This window comes from Deltaproteobacteria bacterium (assembly GCA_016234845.1).
Taxonomy (GTDB): Bacteria; Desulfobacterota; Deferrimicrobia; order Deferrimicrobiales; family Deferrimicrobiaceae; genus JACRNP01.
Genome location: JACRNP010000004.1, coordinates 1 through 20975, shown reverse-complemented (window position 1 = coordinate 20975; position 20975 = coordinate 1). Strand labels below are relative to the sequence as shown.

The following is a 20975-nucleotide window of genomic DNA, read 5'->3' as shown; positions in this document are numbered from 1 at the left end:
CGGCCCGGACGCGTCGGGATCGGGAGCCACCGCACGACCCGGTCCCGTTCGCGGTACAGGGCGAGGGTCATGTGCCCGACCGCTTCCTCCCCGCGAGCGATCTGGCAATCGTAGAGCAGCCGGCCGCTTCCGAACAGCAGAAGCCCTTCGGCGTGCGCGAACCCCTGGGCCTCGGGGGACAGGAGGCGGAGGAGCTCCTCCGGGGAAACGCGGTCCGCGAAGAGGGGGCGGGCGGCGGCTTGCGGATGAGGAACGGCGACCCCTTGCCGCTCTTCTTCAGGACCGAGGGGTTCAACTCCGCGCCGAAGAGCCGGTTCGCGGCGATCAGCCGGTCGAACCCGTCCACGATGTCGCGCTCCGGGACAGGCTCCCCGGCCCACCCCGCCCGCGTGCCGTCTTCCGTCATTGCCCCCTCGGGGAAACTTTCGCCGTCACTCCCATTTTCCTACTGCGGGGGTACCCCGACAGCGCGAAGCTCGTATCGGGGCGCCCCCCCGGGAACGCTCCCGCCGCAAGCGTCCCGCTGCGGCGGCCCTCCCGCGTGCGGTCATCCGGATCGCCGCCGTGGGCGACGTGATGATGGGGACCACCTTCCCGGAGGAGATCCTCCCGCCGGAGGACGGGGCGACGCTGTTTCGGGCGGTCGGCCCGCTCCTCTCCGGGCACGACGTCGTCTTCGGCAACCTCGAGGGGCCGCTGACCGACGTGGAGAAATCGCCGAAGTGCCCGAAGCCCCGGCGCAACGGCCGCCCCTGCTTCGCCTTCCGCACTCCCCCGCGCTACGTCCGGCACCTCGCGGAGGCCGGCTTCACGGCGGTGAACGTCGCCAACAACCACTCCCTCGATTTCGGGATGGAAGGGATGGACAACACGCTGGCCGCGCTCGACAACGCCGGGATCCGGGCGGTCGGGGGGGAGCGGATCGCGCTGTTCACGGTCTCCGGGAGACGGGTGGCGGTCGCGGGCTTCTCCTACTCCCTCCGAACACGGTACGTGCATCCGCTGCTGGACCTCGAGCGGACGCGGGAGGTCGTGGCGGAGCTGAAAGGCGCGAACGACCTGGTCGTCGTCTCGTTCCACGGGGGGGCGGAGGGGGCGGACGCGATGCGGGTCGCCGACGCCGACGAGACGTTCCTGGGGGAGGAGCGGGGAAACGTGGTGCGCTTCGCCCGGGCGGCGGTCGACGCGGGGGCGGACCTCGTGCTGGGGCACGGGCCGCACGTGCCGCGGGCGATCGAGATCCGGAACGGAAAGCTGATCGCCTACAGCCTCGGCAACTTCGCCGTCTACAGCATGTTCAACATCAAGGGGCCGGCGGGAAAGGGGTACGTGCTGCAGGTCGAGCTCGACCCGGAGACCGGGGACGTCGTGACCCGGAGACCGGGGACGTCATCCGGTTCCGGACGCCGTCGGTCGCCCTGCGCCACCCCGGCGTCCCGCACCCCGATCCGTCCGGGGGCGCGGAGAAGCTTCTGCGGAAACTGTCGGAGGAGTTCCTCGCCCACGAGCCCGACGCCGACGCCCGCCGCGCAGCGCTCGCCGCGGCGTGGGAGTCCACTATCCCGTAATCCTGCTGCTTCGTTCCCCGCTGCGTCACTTCGCACGCTGACAGGGAGCGCACGGAGCAGGGGGGTCCCCTGAGCGGAGCGCCAGCGCGGAACCGGCGGAGAACCCGTAACGATGGGCCGAGTGGCATGAGCGAGGCGAGACAGATTGCCGAAGGGCGGGGAGGGGACCGCGGGCCACGTTCCCTGTTCGGAGACGGGGAGCCTGGCGCGGATGCGAACGGGGAGCCTCCCTGCGGAGCAGCGACCCGGCGGCGGGCTCAGTTCTGGACGTCGTTCTCCTCGAAGAGGAGGCGCTTGGCGCCGATGTACCGCTTGACGTAGTAGGGCGCCTCGAGGCTGTCGATCTTCACCTTCCGGTCGCGCGACGAGGCGTGGATGAACCGGTTGTCCCCGAGGTAGATCCCCACGTGGGAGGGGTATTTCGCGTAGGTGCGGAAGAAGACCAGGTCGCCCGCGGAGAGGTTGGCCTTCTCGACCTTCTGCCCCTCGCGGAACTGTTCGCGGGCGGAACGGGGCAGGTCGAGCTGGAGCAAGTTGAACACCTTCTGGACGTAGGCGGAGCAGTCGAGCCCCTTCAGCGTCTGCCCGCCCCACCGGTACGGGATGGAGATCATCCGCTCCGCGACGCGCAGGACCCGATCCTTGAGCGGCTCGTCGCCGGGGAACTTCTCCCCGGCGTCCGCCGGTTTCGCGGCTTCCGCCAGCTCCGCCTCCGTGGGGAGCTTCGCCGCGTCCGCCGGCAGGGTGGAGTCGTCCGGCCCGACGAGGGCGAGCGTCTGCCCCGGCTGCAGATCCTCCGACGACAGCCCGTTCAGCTCCATCAGCGCGTCCGCGTCGAGGTTGAACCTCCGCGCGATCCGCCAGAGGTTGTCGCCCTTTCGGACGGTCACGCCGTGGGGGATCGACTCCCGCACGACCAGCTGGGAACCCGCCTTGAGGCGGCCCTTGCGCCGCACGGAATTCAGGCGGCGCAGCTCCTTCTCCTTCACCCCGTACGACCGGGCGATCGACCGGATCGTCTCTCCCTTCCGGACCGTGTGGAGCTGGGGGCGGGAATCGGCCGCGGGCACCCCTTCCGCACGGACCGCGGGAACCGCGGCGAAGAGGGAGAGGAACGCGATGGCGATGAGTAGTTTTTTCATGTCAGGAAATCTTTCCTAATAACGTTACCCTTGGGGAGGATACCATACGCCGGCCGGGGTGGGAACCACCGAAATCCCCGATAACGTGATATCTTGGTATCGACAAATCCCTTTGTATATTAAACGCCTTTGATCCCTTTCGGCAGGACGGGCACGATACTTCATACCCCTGTCGAAGAATCGACGACGGCGGGGCGGGGCCGGGAAAGGATGGAGGACGGGAATGGGCGAGAAGACGTCCGGTTCGAAGGGGAACGGGCAGAGGGAACCGGTCACGATCACGCTGCCGGCCGCGATGGTCGACCAGTTGAAGGATTTCTGCCGGGAATACCGCGTTACGGCCGACCAGGTGGTGGAGCGGGCCCTCGCGGAATATTTCCGCGAAGGCGATATGAGCCACTAAGTGCCCCAATTCATGAATCCGGCTGCATTCGAGCGCCGCTGCATCCGCCCCGGCTTCGTTGTGCTCCCTCACCGTACCGTCCAGTACGCCTCGGTCGCAACGCCTTGCCGGATGCGGCGCATCGACGCTCTCGGTGCGACGCCGCCTTCATGAACTGGGGCACTTAGCGGCTCGCCTTACTGTTGGGTGAGAGACTCCTCGATCAGGCCGGTGGTCTTTTCCCGGCGCTCCGCGTCGCGGCCCGCGACGATGGACGCCATCCGCTCCTTCCAGGGCTCCATCCGGAACCCCGCGCGGTCCCGGACGCAGGCGTCGATCAGGTCGCGGTAGAACCCGACCATCTCCCCGACCAGCGCGACCGAATATTCCCGCCCCTGGATCTTGATCGTGTCGACGCCGACGTCGATCAGCTCGGGGATGTCGTCCGCGAGGAAGAAGGCCCGGTTGGGCAGCTCGACGCCGGACTCCTCGACTTCCCCCGCGGGCCCCACGCGATCCCAATCGGAGAGGCAGATCCGGTAGCAGAGTCCCCCGCGGTTCGGGCTTCCGGGGAAATGGTCCTTCCCTTCGGCGTCGATCCGGTGCTCGTGCCGCGCGTAGCTGCTCATCGTGCAGCGGCCCAGCAGCGTGTAGCAGGTGGTCGCGTGGACCAGGACCTCGAGACCCACCCCCGCCGCTTCCTTGATCTTCCGCATCGTCGCCTTGTCCATCCGGCACTCGGCCACGATCTGGGAGGCGCCCGCCTCCTTGTAGAACAGGGCGTCCTGCACGTTGATGATCGTGCACCCGACGCTGGCGTGCAGGATGGCGTCGGGGTGGCGTTTCTTGAGGGCCATCATCAGCCCGGGGTCGGTGAGGATGAAGTCGCGGATCCCGGCGGCGTACAGCGCGTCGGTCTTCGACAGGAAGAGGGGCGCCTCGGAGGAGGACGGGAGGGTGTTGAACGCCACCCGGAGAATCTTGCCTGCGGATCGGGCGTACCGCGCGGCCTCGACGATCTGCGCGTCGTCCATCTCGTACTGCGACCTGCGGCGGCTCCACCCCTTCGCGCCCACGTAGACGGCGTCCGCCCCGTGGTCGAAGGCGGCCCGTACCATCTCCATGGATCCGCCGGACGCCAGTAGCTCGGCCATTCCCCCTACGCCCTCCGTGCACGTCCCCGGTGCGGGAACGACGAACGTCAAATTATACTACGGAGTTATCGTCCTGTAAAACCGTCCCGACGTACTTTTTTCCGGCCGTCCCGAAGTAGTACCCGTTGCACAGCCCCCGCTTCGAGCGCCGGCGGATCGCATCGGCCCACGGTTCCGCCACCCGGTACCCCCCCCCCGCGATCGCCCGGGTCAGCGCCTCCCGATAGACCGCGCCGATCTCCGACCGGTACCCGGAGTTCTCGTACAACCCCTCGATCCGGAACACTTTCAACCCATCCCGGAGGAGACGAGGGAGGTGTTCCAGCATGCACATGTCCTTCCCGGAGAGGACCCCTTTCCCCACCGTCTTCAGGACCCACTGGCGCGCGGTCAGCCAATGCTCCTCCCGGCACGCCGCGGGACACTTCGGATCGGACTCCTCCGGCTCCGAGAGGAGGAAGCACCGGTCGGTCACCCCGAGCGGGATCTTCCCGTGGACGAGGAGCTCGACCTCCACCCCCGCCTCCCCCGCGATCGTCCCCATCTCATCGAGGGTCACCTCGGCGTTGGGGCGCACCCGGACCGCGCCGTACTCCCGCATCACCCCGGCGGCGAGGTGGGTGTAGACGTTCGCATACGCCCCCATGTGGGCGGGGATCGGCCTCCCCTTCTCGCGGAGGATCCGCAGCGCGCCCAGGTTGTGGAACTCCATCGCGTCGGCCCCGGCGGCGGCGGCCGCGTCGACCAGGCGGCCGACGTGGGGGAGATCCGCCTCCCGCGGAGTGGCCGGGGTGGTGACGTACGCCTTCTTCCCCGCCGCGTGGAGCGCGGAGACGACGCCCGGGAGAAGGTCCAGCGCCTCCGCGTAGTTCCCTTCCACGCGCCTGCAGTACGGGCTTCCGAGGCAGACGGCGTCGAACGGCGAGAGGTCGGTTCCCGCGAGCTCCCCCGGGGAGGCCACGCTTACGACCAGCTCGAATCCGCGTTCGGCGGCGGGCATGGGGAGGGGGTTCCCTACCGGGTGGTCTTCTTCATGTCGATCAGGATGAGCTTGATGACGGATTTGAGCGTCTCGAACACCCCGACCCCCGTGGTGGCGGAAGCCTCGAATTCCGGGACGTTGCGGAGATTCAGCAGGGCGTGCAGCTCGGAAACGGAGGCGATGCCGGGAAGGTCCCGCTTGTTGTACTGGATCACCATCGGCACCTTGTCGGGGTTGTACCCCTGGTCCCCGAGATTCACCCGGAGGTTCTCCATCGATTCGACGTTGGCGTCCACCCGGGTGAGCTGCGAGTCCGCGCAGAACACGACGCCGTCCACCCCGCGCAGGATGAGGCGGCGGCTGGCGTCGTAGAAGACCTGGCCCGGAACGGTATAGAGGTGGAAGCGCGTCTTGAACCCCCGGACCTCGCCCAGCGACAGCGGCAGGAAGTCGAAGAACAGGGTGCGCTCCGTCTCGGTGGCGAGGGAGATCATCCTCCCGCGCGTTTCCGGGTTCATCCGCCGGTAGATGTACTGGAGGTTCGTCGTCTTGCCGCACAGGCCGGGGCCGTAGTAGACGACCTTGCAGTTGATCTCGCGGGAGGAGTAGTTGATGAAGGACATTATTTGAACAAGCTCTCGATGTCGTCCTCGGTCAGCTCCTCGATCATCCCGGCTTCGCCGCCCGCGTCCTCGAGGACCGCCGCGAGGATCGTCTCGAGCTCCATGGAGACCCGCCGGACGCGCAGCCGGACCAGGCCGACGGAGGAACGACGGTCGAATATGACCACGAGGATGAGGCGGTCCGCCACCACCGAAATGTGCATGTTGTCCCGCTCCCCCTCGTGGAAAAGGATCGAGAACTCCTTCTCCCCGATGAGGTTCGCGAGCCCGCCGGTGGCGGCGATGTTCCCGGCGGCGAGGGAGGCGAGAGAGGTGGTGTCGAACCGCTCCGTCTGGCCCGCGGAGGCCAGGAGCGTCCCGTTCTTGTCCACCAGGAAGACCACCTTGGCGTACGCTTCCGAAAGCAGCTTCCGAAGGACCGACTGGAACGCCTCGTACTCCCGTTCCCGGAGGATGAGATTCCCCTGGCCCATAGGCGAAAAGATACCACATGCCCCCCCAAAGAAATATCCCCCGCTCCGGGGGAGCCCCGGTCGGCGGGAAAAATGGTATTCTCGGGTCCTGGAGGCAGCTCCCCCCGGAGGAACGCGTCGTGGCCACGCCGCAGGAACAACCGCGCGCAGCGAAGGCGATCCGTCGTCCGGACCTCCCGCGGATGGCCGGCGGCATCGAGCGTCTCCGCGGGCTTCCCCTCTTCGGAGTCCTCTCCGCGTCGGTCCTCCTCCTCGCCTTCCTCGGGCTGGTGGATTACTGGACCGCGGCCGAACTGTCGTTCCTGGTGTTCTACCTTCTCCCCGTGGTCCTGATCACGCTGCGCGCGGGCTTATGGCCCGGGCTCCTGATGTCGGTCGCCGCCACGGCGGTCTGGTTCCTGGCGAACGTGAACCGGTTCCACGGGGAGGACGGCGCCATCCTGCCGATCTCGAACTTCGCGGAGGAGTTGGGACTGTTCTTCTTCTTCACGTACATCCTCTCCGCCCTGGTCGATTCGCTCGACCAGGAGCGCGCCGCCGCCCGGTTCGATCCGCTGACGGGCGTGGCGAACCGGAAATATTTCCTCGAGGTGCTGGACGTGGAGATCGCCCGGTCGCGGCGGTACAAGAAGCCGTTCACCCTGGTCTACATGGACGTGGACAACTTCAAGTCGATCAACGACGCGCAGGGGCACGCGGCCGGCGACTCCCTGCTCCGATCGGTGGCCGACACGCTCGTTCTCGGCACCCGCAGCGTGGACGTCCCGGCCCGCCTCGGGGGGGACGAGTTCGCGCTGGTGCTGCCGGAAACCGGGTACGACGCCGCCCGCGCCGCCCTTGCGAACCTGCAGGGCCAGATTTCGGAGGAGATGCGGGAGAACGGGTGGCCCGTAACGCTCACGCTGGGCGCGGTGACCTACACGAACCCGATCCACTCCGCGGAGGAGATGATCGGGATGGCGGACCGGCAGATGTACGCGAAGAAGGCGGAGGGGAAGTCGGGGCTGTCGCACCGCGTCGTGTCCGACGCCGCCCCCCAGGGATAAGACCGCCTTCTTCGATCCTACAGCAGCGGGTTCTTGTGCATCTCCTTCAGGCGGATCCAGCGCCGGTCTACCTCGGCCTGGAACCGGTCGAGCTCCGGCTTGCAGTCGGGCTTCAGCATGTGCTTGGTCTTCCCCATGTGCTTCAGCCACTCCGTGACCGGCACCTTCTTCCCCTTCTCCTCCGGATCGTAGGTGATCGTCGTGATCCCGTCCTCGACCTCGTAGAGGGGGAAGAAGCAGGAGTCCACCGCCGCCTGGATGATGGGGACCGACATCCGCTCCTCGGTCTTCCACGCCAGCGGGCACATGGAGATCATCTTCACGAACGCCAGCCCCCGGTCCGCGTACTTCTGGGCCTTGGCCGCCTTGCGGATCATGTCCCGCGGGTTGTTCTCGGCCACGGTGCAGACGTACGGGATGTGGCACGCGGCGAAGATCTGCGCCGTGTCCTTGTGGTGCGTGCTCTTGCCGTGCTGGTACGGACCGTAGTTCGACGTGGAGGTCGACTGGCCCAGTGGGACGGTGAACGAGAGCTGCGAGCCGGTGTTCTGGTACCCCTGGTTGTCGTATTCGCAGATGATCATCCGGTGGTTCCGCATCGCGGCGCCGATGGACGGCCCCATGCCGATGTCGTGGCCGCCGTCTCCGGTCACCATGACGAAGGTGATCTTCTCGTCCTTCGGGATCTCGCCGCGGAGCTTCCGCTCCTCGAACATCTCGACGACCCCGGAGAGGGTCGCGGCGCCGTTCTGGAACAGGTTGTGGATGTAGGTGACCTTGTGGGCCGTGTACGGGTATCCGGTGGTGACGACCATCCCGCAGCCGGTGTGGAAGAGGACGACCACGTTCCCCTCGATCCCCTTCATGAAGGTGTTCATGTTCACGAAGATGCCGCACCCCGGGCAGGCGCCGTGCCCCGGGCCGATCCGCTTCGGCCGCTCCGTGAGGTTCCGCAGGATGTTCCCCTTCACCTCCATCTTCCCTTCCGGAGTGGTCTCCACCCGGATGAGGCCGGAGGCCTGCGCCTCGGTGATGGGGTCGAACGCCTTGGCCGGGGTGTACGACGGGTCGCCCGGGTTCGCGCCGAAGTAGGCGTAGGGGACCTTGACGGCGCCGGCCTTCGCGATCTCGAGCGCCTCGGAAAGCATCGCAGCGGCGTCCTCGACGAAGAACTCCTTCCCGCCGGTCCCGTAGATCCGCGCGGCGACCTGCGTGGCGTTCCCTTTCACCCCCTGGAGCGCCGCCTTCACCTCGACCGCCATCGCGCCGCCGTACGCGCCGAAGTTGTCCTGGCGGTCCGCCACCACCAGCCCCTTCACGTTTTTCAGCGCCTCGCGGATCTCGTCGATCGGGAACGGGCGGATGACGTTGGGGCGGATGAGGCCGACCTTCTTCCCCTCCTTCCGGAGCGCGTCCACCGCCTCCTTGGCCGTCTCGGCCGCGGAGTTGAGGATGAACAGGGCGGCCTCGGCGTCCTCCATCCGGTACAGCTCGACCATGTCGTACCGCCGCCCGGACAGCGCCTCGTACTCCGCAAACACCTTCCGGATCACGGCGTGGGAGCGGACCATCGCGTCGGCCTGCTGCTTCTTGTTGTTGATCTGGTCCGGGTCGTTCATGTACGGCCCGATGGTGACCGGCTTCTTCGGGTCGACCGAGGTCACCGTGGCGACGAACGGCCCCAGGAAGTCGCGCACGACCTGGTCGTCCGAGAAGATCTCGATGCGGCGCTTCTGGTGGGAGGTGAAGAAGCCGTCGTACGCCAAGAACACCGGCAGGCGGACCGCCATGTCCTCGCCGATCTTCGGCGCCAGCACGTTCATGTCGTAGACCGCCTGCGCGTCGGCCGCCATGAGGGTGATCCACCCGGTGTCCTTCGCCAGCATGATGTCGCTGTGGTCGCCGCGGATGTCGAGCGGGCCCGACACCGCGCGGGTGACGATGTTGAACACCATCGGGAACCGCTCCCCGGACTGCACCGGGAGCTGCTCGAAGGCGAAGAGGAGGCCGTTGGCCGACGTGGCGTTGAAGACCCGCCCCCCCGCCGTGCTCGCGCCGAAGCAGATCCCCGCCGCCCCGTGCTCCCCGTCCCCCGGGATCATCCGGACGGTGTGCTCCCCTTCCGCCTTCATCGCGTCGAGGGTCTCGGCGACCTCGGTGGAGGGCGTGATGGGGTAGTACCCCATGACGTGGTAATTGATCTGCTTGGCCGCCGTCGCCGCGATCTCGTTGCCGCTCTGCACCACCATCCTCTGCGCGGGGCGCCCGGTCCGCTTCTTCGCCGTCTGAGCCATCGCTCTTCTCTCCTTATGTCCGCTCGGTCGTTATTTAAGGAACTTGTGCTTGACGGTGATCCTGTCCATGTCCTGCTCCGCTTCCTTGACCGGGACCAGGGCGCCGAACTTGCAGATGTGGGTGCACCGCAGGCACCCCTTGCAGTACTGGTAGTCGATCCCCAGCAGGACCATCCCGTCCTTCCCCGTCTTGGGGTCCTTCCCCTTCTCCCACACGAAGCAGTAGTCGGGGCAGGTGATGTCGCACTCCCCGCACCGGGTGCACTTGTCCAGGATGAACAGCGGGATCATCCCCGTGCGGCTGGTGGAGAGGTCCTTGAACCGCATGTTGCCGACCGAGTAGATCGTGCCGCCGATGGGAGCGGTCTCGTACCCGAGCTTCGGCTCCTCGCGCGTGAACGGCCGGGCCGGGTACTTCCCGTCGGCCGGGAACTCCTGGAACTTCACCTCGTCGTGGCCGCGTTTCAGCGCATCGAGATTCCCCTTCATGAGGGCGGCGTACTTCTTCCCGAACTGGTCGCGGATCGTCTCCTCGACCGCCTTCCAGTCGAAGAAGCCGGCCGCCTTCATGATCGCCCCCATCATGACCATGTTGACGCGGGAGCCGGTGGCCATCGCGATCTCCATGGCATCGACCGTACCGAGCTTCCCCCCCTGGAGCTTCAGGAAGTCGCGGGCCTCCGCGGGCGTGCGCCGCGTGTTCAGGATGACCGTGGTCTTTCCGGGGAGCGCGCCCGCCGTGACGGGGATCGACTTCGCCAGCGCCTCGTGGAAGATGGCCAGGACGTGCGGCTCCTCGATCGGGCTGTTGACGCGGACCTTCTGGTCCGCCTCGCAGATCCGGACGAACGACTTGACCGGCGTCCCCTTCTTCTCCGACCCGTAGGATGCGAACCCCGCGCCGTTCATCCCCATCCCGATGATCGCCGCCTCGGTCAGGATCTTCCCGGCCACGTTCGCGCCGAGACCGCCGATGCTCTCCATCCGGATCTCGAAGAATCCGAGGGAGTTCTTCACCGGCAACTTCACCGCCGCACCGCTCTGGCTCATGTCCGCTGCACCTCTCGCCTTGAGTTTTCCTGTACGCATGTCATCGGAAAATACCTTCATACCCGCCCGGGAAGCCGCGTGTCAACCGCCGTCACATATCGCGGCGGCCCTTCATCGCGCGGCCGACGGTGATCTCGTCGGCGTACTCCAGGTCCGATCCCATCGGGAGACCGTACGCGATGCGCGTCACCCGGACACCCCGCCCCTTCAGGACCCCCGCGAGGTAGGAGGCGGTGGCCTCTCCCTCGGCCGTGAGGTTCGTGGCGAGCACCACCTCGGCGACGCCGCCGCGGGCCACCCGGTCCGTGAGCTCCCGGGCCCGGATGTCGTCGGGCATCACCCCGTCGATCGGCGAGATCGCCCCGCCGAGGACGTGGTATCTCCCTTTGAACTCCCCGCTTTTTTCGATCGGGACTATATCGGAGGGACCTTCCACGACGCAGATCAGGTCATCCCGGCGCGCGGGGTCCGTGCACAGTGCGCACGGGTCCTCATCGGCAATGCTAAAACATTTCGAGCACTTTATCACGGACTCGGGGATCCCGGCAATGGCGTTCCCCAGCTCGCGGACGAATTCCGGCGGCATTTTCAAAAGGAACATCGACAGGCGCGTCGCCGTCTTCTCCCCGATCCCCGGCAGGCGGGAGAGGAGCCGGACCAGGCGGCGCAGCGGCTTCGGATAAACGGCGTTCACAGCAGTCCCGGCGGGATCATCCCGCCCGTGGCCTTCGCCATCTCGGCGGCGGCGAGCGCGCGCGCCCGGGAGAGGGCGTCGTTCACCGCGGCGAGGACGAGGTCCTGCAGCATCCCGACGTCGTCCGGCGAGACCACTTCCTTTTCGATGCGGACGGACAACAGCTCCTGCCGGCCGTTCGCCACGGCGACGACCATCCCGCCGCCCGCCGAACCTTCGACCGTCATTCCGCCGAGCTCGTCCTGGAGCTTCTGAAGGCGGTCGCGCATCTCCTGGGCCTGCCGCATCAGATCCCCGAAACCGGTCATCCCTCCTCCTCCCCGGCGGGCGCCTCGACGAACGCCGGCTCCTCGCCCTCTCCGCCCGGCGGTTCCCCCTCCCCGGCCGCAACCGTCCCCGCCCCGGGAGACGGCAGAACCTTCACGAGGGTCGCCCCCTCGAACGCCCGCAGCACCTCGAGCACGAGCGGTTCGGAAAGCGCCTTCCGCTCCAGCTCGTCGTCCGCGGCGGCTACGGCGCCGGATTCAGGGCTTTTTTTTTCCGCAGACGCCGAGAGGCGCACCGCGACCGGCCGGCCGGCCGCCTCTTCCAGCGCGGCGAGGAGGTGGGGCCACTTGTCCGGCTCCTTCAACCGTTCGAGGAGCATCTCGTGGCCGCAGGAGATCACGAGCTCCCCGTCCCGAAACTCCCCCTCCATCTGCGAGAGGAGGCTCACAAGGACCGCCTTCCGCTTCCCCTCGACGGCCCGCTTCAGGGATTCCCACAGGCCGGGACCCTCCTTTGCGGCTCCCGCCGCTCCGGTTGCCAAGCCGGCCGGATCCGCGCTCTTCGCGGCGGTGCGGGAGGGAGGGGGAACGGGTTCCTGCTGCGGCGGTTTCCGCGAGAAGGTGGCCGCGGACGGCGCGGCGGCCGAGGCGAAAGGACCCGTGGCCGTCCCCGGCTGCCTCGGCACTTGGCCATCCATGGCCTTCGGGGGCGGGGCCTGGCGCGCCTCCGGGGATTCCCCCGATTCGAGGGCGTCGACGGACAGGAGCCCCTGCGCGTTCGCCAGCCGGAGCAGCAGCAGTTCGAACCCGAGATGGGGGAATTCGGTGCCGAGGACGTCCCGCTCCGACCGGAAGGCGATGTCGAGGAGAAACATCCACTCCTCCCGCGACCTCCGCGCGGTGAGCGCGCGGACCCGCTCCAGCGAGGCGGGCGAGTGACGGAAGAGAAGCTCCCCCTTCCCGGTGAAGGAGAGCACCGTCGCGTCCCGCAGCACGTCGATGACGGACAGGTAGAGGTACTTCAGGTCCGCCCCCCGGGACAGGAGCGCGGAGAAGCGGGAAAGCGCCGCTCCCGCGCCCTCGAGGATCGCGGCGGACGCAAGGTCGATCGCCGCCTCGGTTCCCACCAGCCCCAGCATTCCCTCGACCAGCGCCGCGGTGACGTCGCCCGCGCCGGACACCGCCGCCTGCTCGAGGAGCGACTGCCCGTCCCGCATCGAGCCGAAGGCGTACCGCGCCATGAGGGCCAGGGCGTCCTCCTCGACGGCCACCCCTTCCGACCGGGCCATCTCCCCGAGCCGGCCCCGCACCTCGGCGTCGGTGAGCATCCGGAAGTCGAACCGCTGGCACCGGGAGAGGATCGTGTCGGGGATCCGGTTCGGCTCGGTCGTGGCCAGGATGAACACGACGTGCGGCGGCGGCTCCTCCAGCGTCTTCAGCAGCCCGTTGAAGGCCGCCTTCGACAGCATGTGGACCTCGTCGATGATGTAGACCTTGTACCGGAGACGGGAGGGGGCGTAGGCCGCGTTCTCCCGGAGGCGGCGGATGTCGTCGATGCCGGTGTTGGAGGCGCCGTCGATCTCCTGGACGTCGGTTCCGGTCCCGACCTCCGTGCAGGAAGCGCACGAAAGGCACGGGGTCGGCGTCGGACCGTTGTCGCAGTTGAGGGCGCGGGCGAGGATCCGCGCGAAGGTGGTCTTCCCCACGCCGCGGGTGCCGGAGAAGAGGTAGGCGTGGTGGATCTTCCCGGAGGTGATGGCGTTGGCGAGGGCCCGGGTGACGTGCGCCTGCCCCACGATCTCCTCGAACGTCCTGGGCCGCCACTTCCTGGCGAGGGCCTCGTACGCCATCGATCCCGCATCCTTCCCCGAATTGAACGAGCACTCCCGCGCGGCGCGTCCGCGACGCCTCCCCCGGCGGAGCAGCCGCAGGAGGGGGGCGCCCCACTCCCGGGCTAACTATACTCCCTGGGGTACCCCCGCCGATCGAAGAACGGGGGGCAAAGTGAGGCCGGAGCGCAGCCGTGCGGGTTCACCGCACGGCGAGCCACGAACGGAGCCCCCGCTCCGAGGCGGCGCAGCCGGTTCCGCGTTTTCGCGGCCGGGGGTCCGCCGGCGACCAGGGGAGCCGCCGGCACACGGAGATGTGCGGCTACCGCTGCTTCCTTCCGGACCTGACGGGGTTTGCCGCCTTCCGTTGCGGCGGGCCTGGCCGCCGGCGCACCCCCGGCCGCTTCGGCGCATCCATGCGCCTCGCGGCACTCGGCCATTCTGGCCATCGGCGATGTCCCGGCCGTGCCGTGGTGATCACGGCACGAAAGGGTACCATCATACTGGAGGCCGAGGCCCAATTCAAGGCGGAGTTCGGCACACGCGGGAATCCGGGGAAGGAGGGATCGGAGCGGGGACCCGCTTGACCCGTATGCATCAACCGTGCATATTGATACATATGAGAACAACACTGAACATCGAGGACCGGCTGATCGACGAGGCGGCCCGCCTCACGGGCGTCACGGAAAAGACCGCGTTGGTCCGGATGGGGCTTTCGGCGCTCATCGCCCGGGAAGGGGCCCGCCGGCTGGCGGATCTGGGCGGTTCCGAAAAGGACCTCCGCCGTCCGCCCCGGAGGCGGATGGATCGGTCCACGTGACCCTGGTCGACACCTCCGTCTGGGTGGACCATTTCCGGCGCGGGAACGACCATCTCCGGTACCTGCTCGCCGAAGAACGGGTCATGGGCCATCGGTTCGTCCTGGGGGAACTCGCCTGCGGACAGCTGCGGAACCGGCGGGAGATCCTGGGCCCCGATGGCCGGACACGACGAGGCGCTCGGATTCCTGGAGGGCGTGAAGCTGCACGGAAAGGGAGTCGGCTGGATCGACATCCACCTGCTGGCGTCCGCCCGCATCGCCCGGGCGCGGTTGTGGACCCTCGACCGGCGCCTGGCCCGGACGGCGGAAAACCTCTCCATCGGGTATTGAAGAAGCGTGAGCGGAGGGGGTGGGATTCGACCGATGGGGCAGGTCAGGGCCAAACCAAAGCAAACCCACAGTCAACTTCGACAAACCTCACAATTCGGAGTGGACAATCTTTAGCGGAGGGGGTGGGATTCGACCGCCTGAGGCTCGGGCTATCCAGGCCAGAACCAACCCGTATCAAGCCTCACGGTCAACTCCCACATAACCCCACAGTAAGAGAAAACAAACGTGAGCGGAGGGGGTGGGATTCGACCGATGGGGCTCGGCCAGCCAGGCCATCGCCCTCCCGGCCAGCTCGCCCGCTGCCGCCCTCCGGAGCGTCGGGCTTGTCCTCGCTATTCGCTCGGCGCGGGCTCGCGTTCGAATCCCACCGAGCCGCCATTTTTTCCGGAGGAAAAAATGGCGGAGGGGGTGGGATTCGAACCCACGTGGCGGCTCGCACCGCCAAGTCGATTTCGAGTCGACCCCGTTACGGCCACTTCGGTACCCCTCCGCGCGGGAAGACCGGTATTATAGCCGGGAACGGCCTCCCGAATCCATCGGAACCGGCCGGGCGGTGACGGGATGCAGGAGATCTGGCGATACGCGCTTCTCGGTCTGAACATCGTCGGCTACATCTTCGCTCTCTTCCTGATCCCCCGCGTCATCCTGGAGCGCAGGCACCCTTCGGCGACCCTCGCCTGGATGCTCGGGATCGTGCTCCTGCCGCTGTTCGGGATCCCCCTCTACTACCTGATCGGCGTCCGAAGGATCCGCCGTCACATCCGCGCGAAGATCGCGGCCGTCGGCTCGCTCTCCTCCCCGCTGTCGAACCGCCTCCGTCCGGACGATCTCCCCTCCGCCGCCGGGGAGGCGTGCGCCCGGGTCCTCGCCGCCGCGGAGAGTCCGCCGCCGGTCGCGGGGAACCGGGTCCGGATCCTCGCCCGGGTGGATGAGGCGTACGACGCGGTCCTCGCGACGATCGCGACGGCGCGGGACCACATCCACGCCCAGTTCTTCATCCTCGACGTCGACCCGGTCGGGAGGCGGTTCATCCAGGCGCTCGCCTCGCGGGCGCGCGACGGAGTGCGGGTCCGCCTGCTGCTCGACGCCGTGGGTTCCTGGCGCGCGCTGCGGACCATCGTCCGGCCGCTGATCGACGCGGGCGGGGAAGTCGGGGGGTTCCTGCCCGTCCTCCCGTTGCACCGCCGGGGATCGGCGCACATGCGGAACCACCGGAAGCTCCTGATCGCCGACGGAAGGTGCGCGTTCACCGGGGGGATGAACATCGGGAAACGGTACATGGGACCGAAGATCGCCGACGGGCAGTGGCGGGACATCGCCGTGATGATCGAGGGGCCCGCGCTCTCCGACCTGCAGGCCGTTTTCCTCGACGACTGGGCGTTCGCAACCGAGGTGACGGAGCTTCCCGGGGAGCTGTTCCCGCCGCCGACGCCGCTCCCGGGCGGAGGCGGCCTCCCGTGCACCCTGCAGATCGCCGCCTCCGGACCGGACCGGCGCGGGCAGCCGATCTACCAGGGCGTGTTCACGGCCTTCACGGCGGCGCGTCGCCGCCTCTGGATCGAAACCCCGTATTTCGTCCCCGACGAGGTCATCGTGACGGCCCTGCAGAACGCCGCCTTCCGCGGGGTGGACGTCCGGCTGATCGTCCCCGCGCGCTCCGACCTGAGGATCGTCAGCCTGGCGGGCCGGTCGTACTTCGACGAATTGATGGCGGCGGGGATCCGGGTCTACCTCTACCGGCCGACGAACCTGCACTCCAAGGTGCTGGTGATCGACGACGACGTCGGGGTCGTCGGATCTCCCAACGTCGACATCCGAAGCTTCTTCCTCAATTTCGAGCTGGGGGTGTTCCTGTACGATCCGCCGCAGATCGAGGCCCTCGCGGATGTTTTCCGGGAGGACCTGTCCCTTTCCGAGGAGATCGACGCGGGATCCTTCGCCCGCCGACCCGGCCCGCTGCAGTTCCTCGAGGACACGTGCCGGGTCCTCTCTCCCATCCTGTAGAAGCCCGCGGATGGCCAAGCGCCGCGGCAGGCGGGGGTTCCTACGGCTCCTGTCGCCTCGGCCGGCGGTCGCGGAAGAACGCCTTGAGCAGGGCGGAGCACTCCGGCGCGAGGACGCCCGGGACGATCGACGCCCGGTGGTTGAGCCGCGGGTCGGAGGCGATCCGGTACAGGGTGGACACGGCGCCCGTCTTCGGATCTTCCGCCCCGTAGACGATCTCGGCGACGCGGGCCGACACGGCGGCCCCGGCGCACATGGGGCACGGCTCGAGCGTGACGACCAGGCGGCAGCCGGGCAGCCGGTAGTTCCCGACTTTGCGCGCGGCGGCGCGGAGGGCGAGGATCTCCGCGTGGGCGGTCGGATCGTTCGACCCGACCGGACGGTTGTGCGCCCTCGACAGGATCTTCCCTTCCGGGGAGACGACGACCGCGCCCACCGGCACCTCCCCCGCGGCGGCCGCCTTGTCCGCCTCCAGCAGGGCGGCGCGCATCCACCCGTCGCGCTGCGTCAGAACGGCCAGAAGCGTGCCTCCTCCCAGTACATCTCCCGAAGCACGTCGTACTGCCGGGTCAGGAGCTCGAGGTGGTCCCGCTCCCACGCGGCGAGGCCCTCGAACGTCTTCTCCGCCCGCGCGTCTCCGGCCGACCTGTTCCGGAGGGCGGTGAACTGGGCGATCGCGCGCTTCTCCAGCGTCATCCCGATGGAGAGCGCGGCGACTTCCCCCTCCACCTGGTGGCTGACCTTCACGAGGTCTTCCGTGTACAGCGGACTCCGGAATCTCGCCAACCCTTTCCTCGAAGCCGTCCCGCGCGAAAGGCGGAACGGCTTGCCCCTGGCCACCCGGTCCATCTGCTCCGCGATCGCGTCGCGGTGCCGCCCCTCCTCCTCCATCAGGAACAGGAACATCTGCCGCACGGCCTCGTGGCGGGCGCTCGCGGCCGCCATCCGGTAGAACTCCATGCCGTCGATCTCGTTCCGGAGCGCCTGTTTCAGGCCTTTCGCGACGGCGTTCTCCGAGACGCCCGTCGTGCCCTTTTTCATTTGGGGACCACCTCCTCCTGCATTATGATGATGCCATTATGCAGGATATCATCCGCGACCTGCTCGTAAAGATCGGCGAGGACCCCGACCGGGAGGGGCTGAAGAAGACCCCCGAACGGTTCGAGAATTCGATCGCCTTCCTCACGCAGGGGTACGCGCAGGACCCGCGGGACGTCCTCCGGAGCGCCATCTTCCACGAGCAGTACGACGAGATGGTCACCGTGAAGGACATCGACCTCTTCTCGCTGTGCGAGCACCATCTCCTGCCGTTCTTCGGGAAGTGCCACGTGGCGTACATGCCGCGCCAGCACATCGTCGGGCTGTCGAAGATCGCCCGGGTGGTGGAGCTCTACTCCCGGCGGCTGCAGGTCCAGGAGCGGCTGACGCAGGAGATCGCCACCGCGCTGATGGACACGCTCCAGCCGCACGGGGTAGCCGTGGTGATCGAGGCGTTCCATCTGTGCATGATGATGCGGGGCGTGGAGAAGACGAACTCCAAGGCGGTCACTTCCGCGATGCTCGGGGTCTTCCGGACCCGGCAGTCGACGCGGATGGAGTTCATGGAGCTGATCAAGCCGAACCTGAACATCGTCCGATAGGCGGATCGCGGGGAAAAACCCGGGGGCCGGGGAGCGACGCTCCCCGGCCCCCGTTTCGTTCCGGCGGGTCGTTCGTTACTTCGCGGGCGCCGGTGCCTCCGCGGGAGCCGCAGCGGGAGCCGCCGCGGGGGCTTCGGCCTTCGGAGCCTCGGCCGCCGGGGCCGCCGCTTCGGCTTTCGGAGCCTCCGCCGCCGGGGCCGCCGCAGGCGCCGCTTCCGCGGCCTTCTCCTCCGCCATCACCGGAACGGCCACCAGCATCGCCACCGCCACCATCACCAGGATCCAACGAAACTGCTTCATCTGACATCCTCCTCTTCGTGTTGTTGAAATGTGTTCGCCCGTTTCCCTGACCGCCCCCGGTTCAACCGGTGGATGGGACCCCCTGCGGAGGAGGGCGACCGATCAACAGGGAACCGGTCATCATCGCCAGCGCGACCGAGGGAAACCACTCCGTGCCCCACGAGAAAAAAGACGACGTCGCGGGGCGATGCTTCAGGATCTCCGTGCGGGAAACGCGCGCCTTCCGGTACGTATCGTCGTGGCTCCACGGCAGCGACGGGATCCACCCGGTGAAGACGTCGTCCTGCCACGGAATCGGAACGGCCGTATTGTGAACCGCCGGAGGGTCGGTCTCGTCGAACGGGGAGACCACCTCGGGGAACGAAACCGGGGAGGCGTTGGGAGCCGGCAGGAACACGAGGATCAGGGGAACGAGGAGAACCAGCGGGAGGACAAAACGGGGAGGGATCGCGCGAGACGCCGTCATCGGTGCTCCCCCCCTGCTGGTATACAGTATACAATATGGATTGATGGATCAATAATACACAGAAATTCCACGTTGTCAGCAAAAAACGCAACGCGGAAAAACAACGGAAACAGGAATCGCTTGCGGTTGGTGGAACCGCCCGGTTAACGGGTGGCCGGAGGGGATATTTTCGGGCCGCCTTCCCGTTCGTGGCAGCCGGAACAGGCGGACGTCGTGGGGAATCCGGGCTTCTCTCCCGTGCCGTGGCAGGCGGTACAGGGGGTTCCCGCCTCCGCGTGGGGAGCGTGCTGGAAGACGACGCCCTCGTAGCGCATCGGCGGACGACGGGACGTTCCCCCCGGCAAGCCGTAGCGGCCCGCCTTCGCGGGATCCTCGGCCTGCCGGTGGCAAGCGGCGCAATCGGCGGTCGCGGCGGGCCTGGGTCGCGACGGATCGCCGCCGTGGCACGGAGCGCACGCCCCCTTCGTGATCGTCAGGTGCCCGTCGTGGCGGAACGCCTTTTCCCCCCGCCCGCAGGAGGAAAGAAAGAGGACCGCCGCCAGAAGGACGATCGCCGGCAGACGGTCACTCCCCAACTTCGGAATTGGGATGCCCGGCGCCCGCCGGGCGGCGCATCAAGCTCAACTGAAGGGCGAGCGGCGCGGGCCGCCTCCGCACGACGATCCTCCGGGATTCGCGCTCCCCTTCGAACTCGCGAACAGGGAGATCCCCAGTTTCTTGGCGGTCGCCCCGCAGGCGGGACACGTTTCCTCGTCCTTCGCGTCGGACAGCCGCCGGTACGACTCGAACTGCTGCCCGCACTTCCCGCACCGATACTCGTATAAGGGCATCTCCTTTCCTCCCTTCCTATCGCTCGGGCACGCCCAGCTTTATCAGGATCTTCTCCATCAGGCACCAGTTCGTGAATCCCGACTGGAACAGGTTCAACCCGACGAACACCGTGAACAGCAGGAACCACGGGGACATGAACCATCCCAACGCAAGGCTTGCCAGCACGAACGTGCCGGCGATCACGCGTATCCAACGTTCCACGGTCATGTTCCATCTCCTTCTTCGGGCTCCCGTTGGATGTTGCCGGAAGTCTTCCGATGCGAGGAGAACTGCATTCGGGATGCCAACCCCCGGAAGCGGCGAACGGATAGGAGATTCGACGCTTATATCGATCCGCGGGTCTCCCGTCCTGCAACAATTCGTTTCAGAATATCTCAGCCGACACCGAACCGTTTCATCTTTCGCCAGAGGGTCGACCGGTCCATCCCGAGCGCCGCCGCCGCGGCTCCGCGGTTCCACCGGTTTTCCTCCAGGGCCCGCAGCATCCGTACCCTCTCGTCCGAAGGGGGGGCGACCTGCCCTCCGTCCACGCTTCCCCCCGCCTCCCCCGGGCCGACGCCGGCCGGTTCCCGAATCTCGTCCGGCAGATCCGCGACCGCCGCCACGGGACCGCGGGAGACCACGGCGGCGCGCTCCAGGACGTTCTCCAGCTCCCGGATGTTTCCCGGCCACCGGTACTCCATCAGCCGCCGCATCGCCTCCGGAGAAACGGCGCGCACCCGGTCCAGCCCCCGCTTGCGCAGGGATTTCAGCGCGTGATCGACGAGCAGGGGGATGTCCTCCCGCCGTTCGCGCAGCGGAGGCACCGCGATCGGGATGACGTTCAACCGGTAGTAGAGATCCTCCCGGACCCGCCCCGCCCGCATCTCCTCCTTCAGGACCCGGTTCGTGGCGGCGATCACCCGCACGTCCGCGGACTGCGCGCGGCTGCTTCCCACGCGCTCGAACTCGCGGTCCTGCAGCACCCGCAGCAGCTTCACCTGCAGCGCCGGGGAAATTTCCCCGATCTCGTCCAGGAAGAGCGTCCCGCCGTTCGCCGTCTCGAAGCGGCCGACCTTGTCGGCGACCAGATCGGAAGAGC

The 20975-nt window shown here is 67.8% G+C and carries 25 protein-coding genes, 1 tRNA gene, 1 other RNA gene and 1 pseudogene; 7 read left to right on the top strand and 21 right to left on the bottom strand.

Going from position 1 to position 20975, the window contains the following annotated elements:
• Positions 1-67: 67 nt before the first annotated feature.
• Complete coding sequence (locus HZB86_00415; protein ID MBI5904011.1) at positions 68-406, bottom strand: hypothetical protein; 339 nt, start codon at positions 404-406, stop codon at positions 68-70.
• 158 nt (positions 407-564) lie between these two features.
• Here HZB86_00415 and HZB86_00410 point away from each other — a divergent pair, with 158 nt between their 5' ends.
• Positions 565-1641, top strand: coding sequence for a CapA family protein (locus HZB86_00410; protein ID MBI5904010.1), 1077 nt, complete (start codon positions 565-567; stop codon positions 1639-1641).
• 184 nt (positions 1642-1825) lie between these two features.
• Here HZB86_00410 and HZB86_00405 read toward each other — a convergent pair whose 3' ends face one another.
• Entirely contained in the window at positions 1826-2710 is an 885-nt protein-coding gene (locus HZB86_00405; protein ID MBI5904009.1) for a C40 family peptidase, read from the bottom strand.
• A 223-nt stretch (positions 2711-2933) separates the two neighbouring features.
• Between HZB86_00405 and HZB86_00400 the strand changes: the two genes are divergently transcribed.
• Positions 2934-3113: a hypothetical protein gene (locus HZB86_00400; protein MBI5904008.1), complete on the top strand. Its 180-nt coding sequence runs from the start codon at positions 2934-2936 to the stop codon at positions 3111-3113.
• A 176-nt stretch (positions 3114-3289) separates the two neighbouring features.
• On the opposite strand, the gene HZB86_00395 is transcribed toward HZB86_00400, so the two are convergent.
• The 4 genes from HZB86_00395 to HZB86_00380 are packed head-to-tail and all read right to left on the bottom strand — an operon-like array spanning position 3290 to position 6324.
• A complete protein-coding gene (locus HZB86_00395; GenBank protein ID MBI5904007.1) occupies positions 3290-4246 on the bottom strand; it encodes a U32 family peptidase in 957 nt (318 codons plus the stop codon).
• A gap of 52 nt (positions 4247-4298) precedes the next feature.
• Positions 4299-5246 (bottom strand): U32 family peptidase, encoded by a 948-nt coding sequence (locus HZB86_00390; GenBank protein MBI5904006.1) that lies wholly within the window; start codon positions 5244-5246, stop codon positions 4299-4301.
• Positions 5247-5260: 14 nt separating this feature from the next.
• Positions 5261-5851, bottom strand: coding sequence for a gliding-motility protein MglA (locus HZB86_00385; protein ID MBI5904005.1), 591 nt, complete (start codon positions 5849-5851; stop codon positions 5261-5263).
• Positions 5851-6324: a roadblock/LC7 domain-containing protein gene (locus HZB86_00380; GenBank protein MBI5904004.1), complete on the bottom strand. Its 474-nt coding sequence runs from the start codon at positions 6322-6324 to the stop codon at positions 5851-5853. Before HZB86_00380 ends, HZB86_00385 begins: the two co-directional genes overlap by 1 nt.
• 119 nt (positions 6325-6443) lie before the next feature.
• Between HZB86_00380 and HZB86_00375 the strand changes: the two genes are divergently transcribed.
• Positions 6444-7370: a diguanylate cyclase gene (locus tag HZB86_00375; GenBank protein MBI5904003.1), complete on the top strand. Its 927-nt coding sequence runs from the start codon at positions 6444-6446 to the stop codon at positions 7368-7370.
• Positions 7371-7387: 17 nt separating this feature from the next.
• Here HZB86_00375 and HZB86_00370 read toward each other — a convergent pair whose 3' ends face one another.
• The 6 genes from HZB86_00370 to ffs all read right to left on the bottom strand — a co-directional run bounded on the left by HZB86_00370 (position 7388) and on the right by ffs (position 13887).
• Positions 7388-9664: a pyruvate synthase gene (locus HZB86_00370; protein ID MBI5904002.1), complete on the bottom strand. Its 2277-nt coding sequence runs from the start codon at positions 9662-9664 to the stop codon at positions 7388-7390.
• A gap of 30 nt (positions 9665-9694) precedes the next feature.
• On the bottom strand, positions 9695-10714 hold the full coding sequence (locus HZB86_00365; protein MBI5904001.1) for a 2-oxoacid:acceptor oxidoreductase family protein: 1020 nt from the start codon (positions 10712-10714) through the stop codon (positions 9695-9697).
• Between the two features lie 91 nt (positions 10715-10805).
• Positions 10806-11408 carry a recombination protein RecR gene (gene recR / locus HZB86_00360; protein MBI5904000.1) on the bottom strand — a complete coding sequence of 201 codons (603 nt, stop codon included), beginning with the start codon at positions 11406-11408 and terminating at the stop codon, positions 10806-10808.
• A complete protein-coding gene (locus HZB86_00355) occupies positions 11405-11716 on the bottom strand; it encodes a YbaB/EbfC family nucleoid-associated protein (protein ID MBI5903999.1) in 312 nt (103 codons plus the stop codon). The genes recR and HZB86_00355 overlap by 4 nt, the downstream gene beginning before the upstream one ends.
• Complete coding sequence (gene dnaX / locus HZB86_00350; GenBank protein ID MBI5903998.1) at positions 11713-13524, bottom strand: DNA polymerase III subunit gamma/tau; 1812 nt, start codon at positions 13522-13524, stop codon at positions 11713-11715. The genes HZB86_00355 and dnaX overlap by 4 nt, the downstream gene beginning before the upstream one ends.
• A 263-nt stretch (positions 13525-13787) precedes the next feature.
• Positions 13788-13887, bottom strand: an RNA gene (ffs, locus tag HZB86_00345) — signal recognition particle sRNA small type.
• A 235-nt stretch (positions 13888-14122) separates the two neighbouring features.
• Here ffs and HZB86_00340 point away from each other — a divergent pair.
• Together HZB86_00340 and HZB86_00335 are read left to right on the top strand one after the other, a co-directional pair.
• The gene (locus HZB86_00340) at positions 14123-14323 is read left to right on the top strand and encodes a type II toxin-antitoxin system VapB family antitoxin (GenBank protein ID MBI5903997.1); all 201 of its coding nucleotides are present in this window, start codon (positions 14123-14125) and stop codon (positions 14321-14323) included.
• Positions 14320-14653: pseudogene (locus HZB86_00335) on the top strand (VapC toxin family PIN domain ribonuclease). Before HZB86_00340 ends, HZB86_00335 begins: the two are co-directional and overlap by 4 nt.
• Positions 14654-15050: 397 nt before the next feature.
• On the opposite strand, the gene HZB86_00330 reads toward HZB86_00335, so the two are convergent.
• Positions 15051-15143: transfer RNA gene (locus tag HZB86_00330), tRNA-Ser, on the bottom strand.
• 71 nt (positions 15144-15214) lie between these two features.
• Here HZB86_00330 and cls point away from each other — a divergent pair.
• Complete coding sequence (gene cls, locus HZB86_00325) at positions 15215-16657, top strand: cardiolipin synthase (protein MBI5903996.1); 1443 nt, start codon at positions 15215-15217, stop codon at positions 16655-16657.
• Positions 16658-16697: 40 nt separating this feature from the next.
• Here cls and HZB86_00320 read toward each other — a convergent pair whose 3' ends face one another.
• Together HZB86_00320 and HZB86_00315 are read right to left on the bottom strand one after the other, a co-directional pair.
• Positions 16698-17147, bottom strand: a complete 450-nt coding sequence (locus HZB86_00320) for a nucleoside deaminase (protein ID MBI5903995.1) — start codon at positions 17145-17147, stop codon at positions 16698-16700.
• Positions 17148-17164: 17 nt separating this feature from the next.
• Positions 17165-17698, bottom strand: coding sequence for a ferritin family protein (locus HZB86_00315; GenBank protein ID MBI5903994.1), 534 nt, complete (start codon positions 17696-17698; stop codon positions 17165-17167).
• Positions 17699-17736: 38 nt separating this feature from the next.
• Between HZB86_00315 and folE the strand changes: the two genes are divergently transcribed.
• Positions 17737-18297, top strand: coding sequence for a GTP cyclohydrolase I FolE (gene folE / locus HZB86_00310; GenBank protein ID MBI5903993.1), 561 nt, complete (start codon positions 17737-17739; stop codon positions 18295-18297).
• A 75-nt stretch (positions 18298-18372) separates the two neighbouring features.
• On the opposite strand, the gene HZB86_00305 is transcribed toward folE, so the two are convergent.
• From HZB86_00305 to HZB86_00280, 6 genes are all read right to left on the bottom strand, one after another.
• The gene (locus HZB86_00305) at positions 18373-18597 is read right to left on the bottom strand and encodes a hypothetical protein (protein MBI5903992.1); all 225 of its coding nucleotides are present in this window, start codon (positions 18595-18597) and stop codon (positions 18373-18375) included.
• A gap of 61 nt (positions 18598-18658) precedes the next feature.
• Positions 18659-19063 (bottom strand): hypothetical protein, encoded by a 405-nt coding sequence (locus tag HZB86_00300; GenBank protein MBI5903991.1) that lies wholly within the window; start codon positions 19061-19063, stop codon positions 18659-18661.
• Between the two features lie 143 nt (positions 19064-19206).
• Complete coding sequence (locus HZB86_00295) at positions 19207-19638, bottom strand: cytochrome c3 family protein (protein ID MBI5903990.1); 432 nt, start codon at positions 19636-19638, stop codon at positions 19207-19209.
• A 45-nt stretch (positions 19639-19683) separates the two neighbouring features.
• Positions 19684-19893, bottom strand: a complete 210-nt coding sequence (locus HZB86_00290) for a zinc ribbon domain-containing protein (GenBank protein ID MBI5903989.1) — start codon at positions 19891-19893, stop codon at positions 19684-19686.
• Positions 19894-19909: 16 nt separating this feature from the next.
• Positions 19910-20101, bottom strand: coding sequence for a DUF2892 domain-containing protein (locus HZB86_00285; protein MBI5903988.1), 192 nt, complete (start codon positions 20099-20101; stop codon positions 19910-19912).
• 167 nt (positions 20102-20268) lie between these two features.
• A partial coding sequence (locus tag HZB86_00280; protein MBI5903987.1) for a sigma-54-dependent Fis family transcriptional regulator occupies positions 20269-20975 on the bottom strand: 707 nt, incomplete at its 5' end.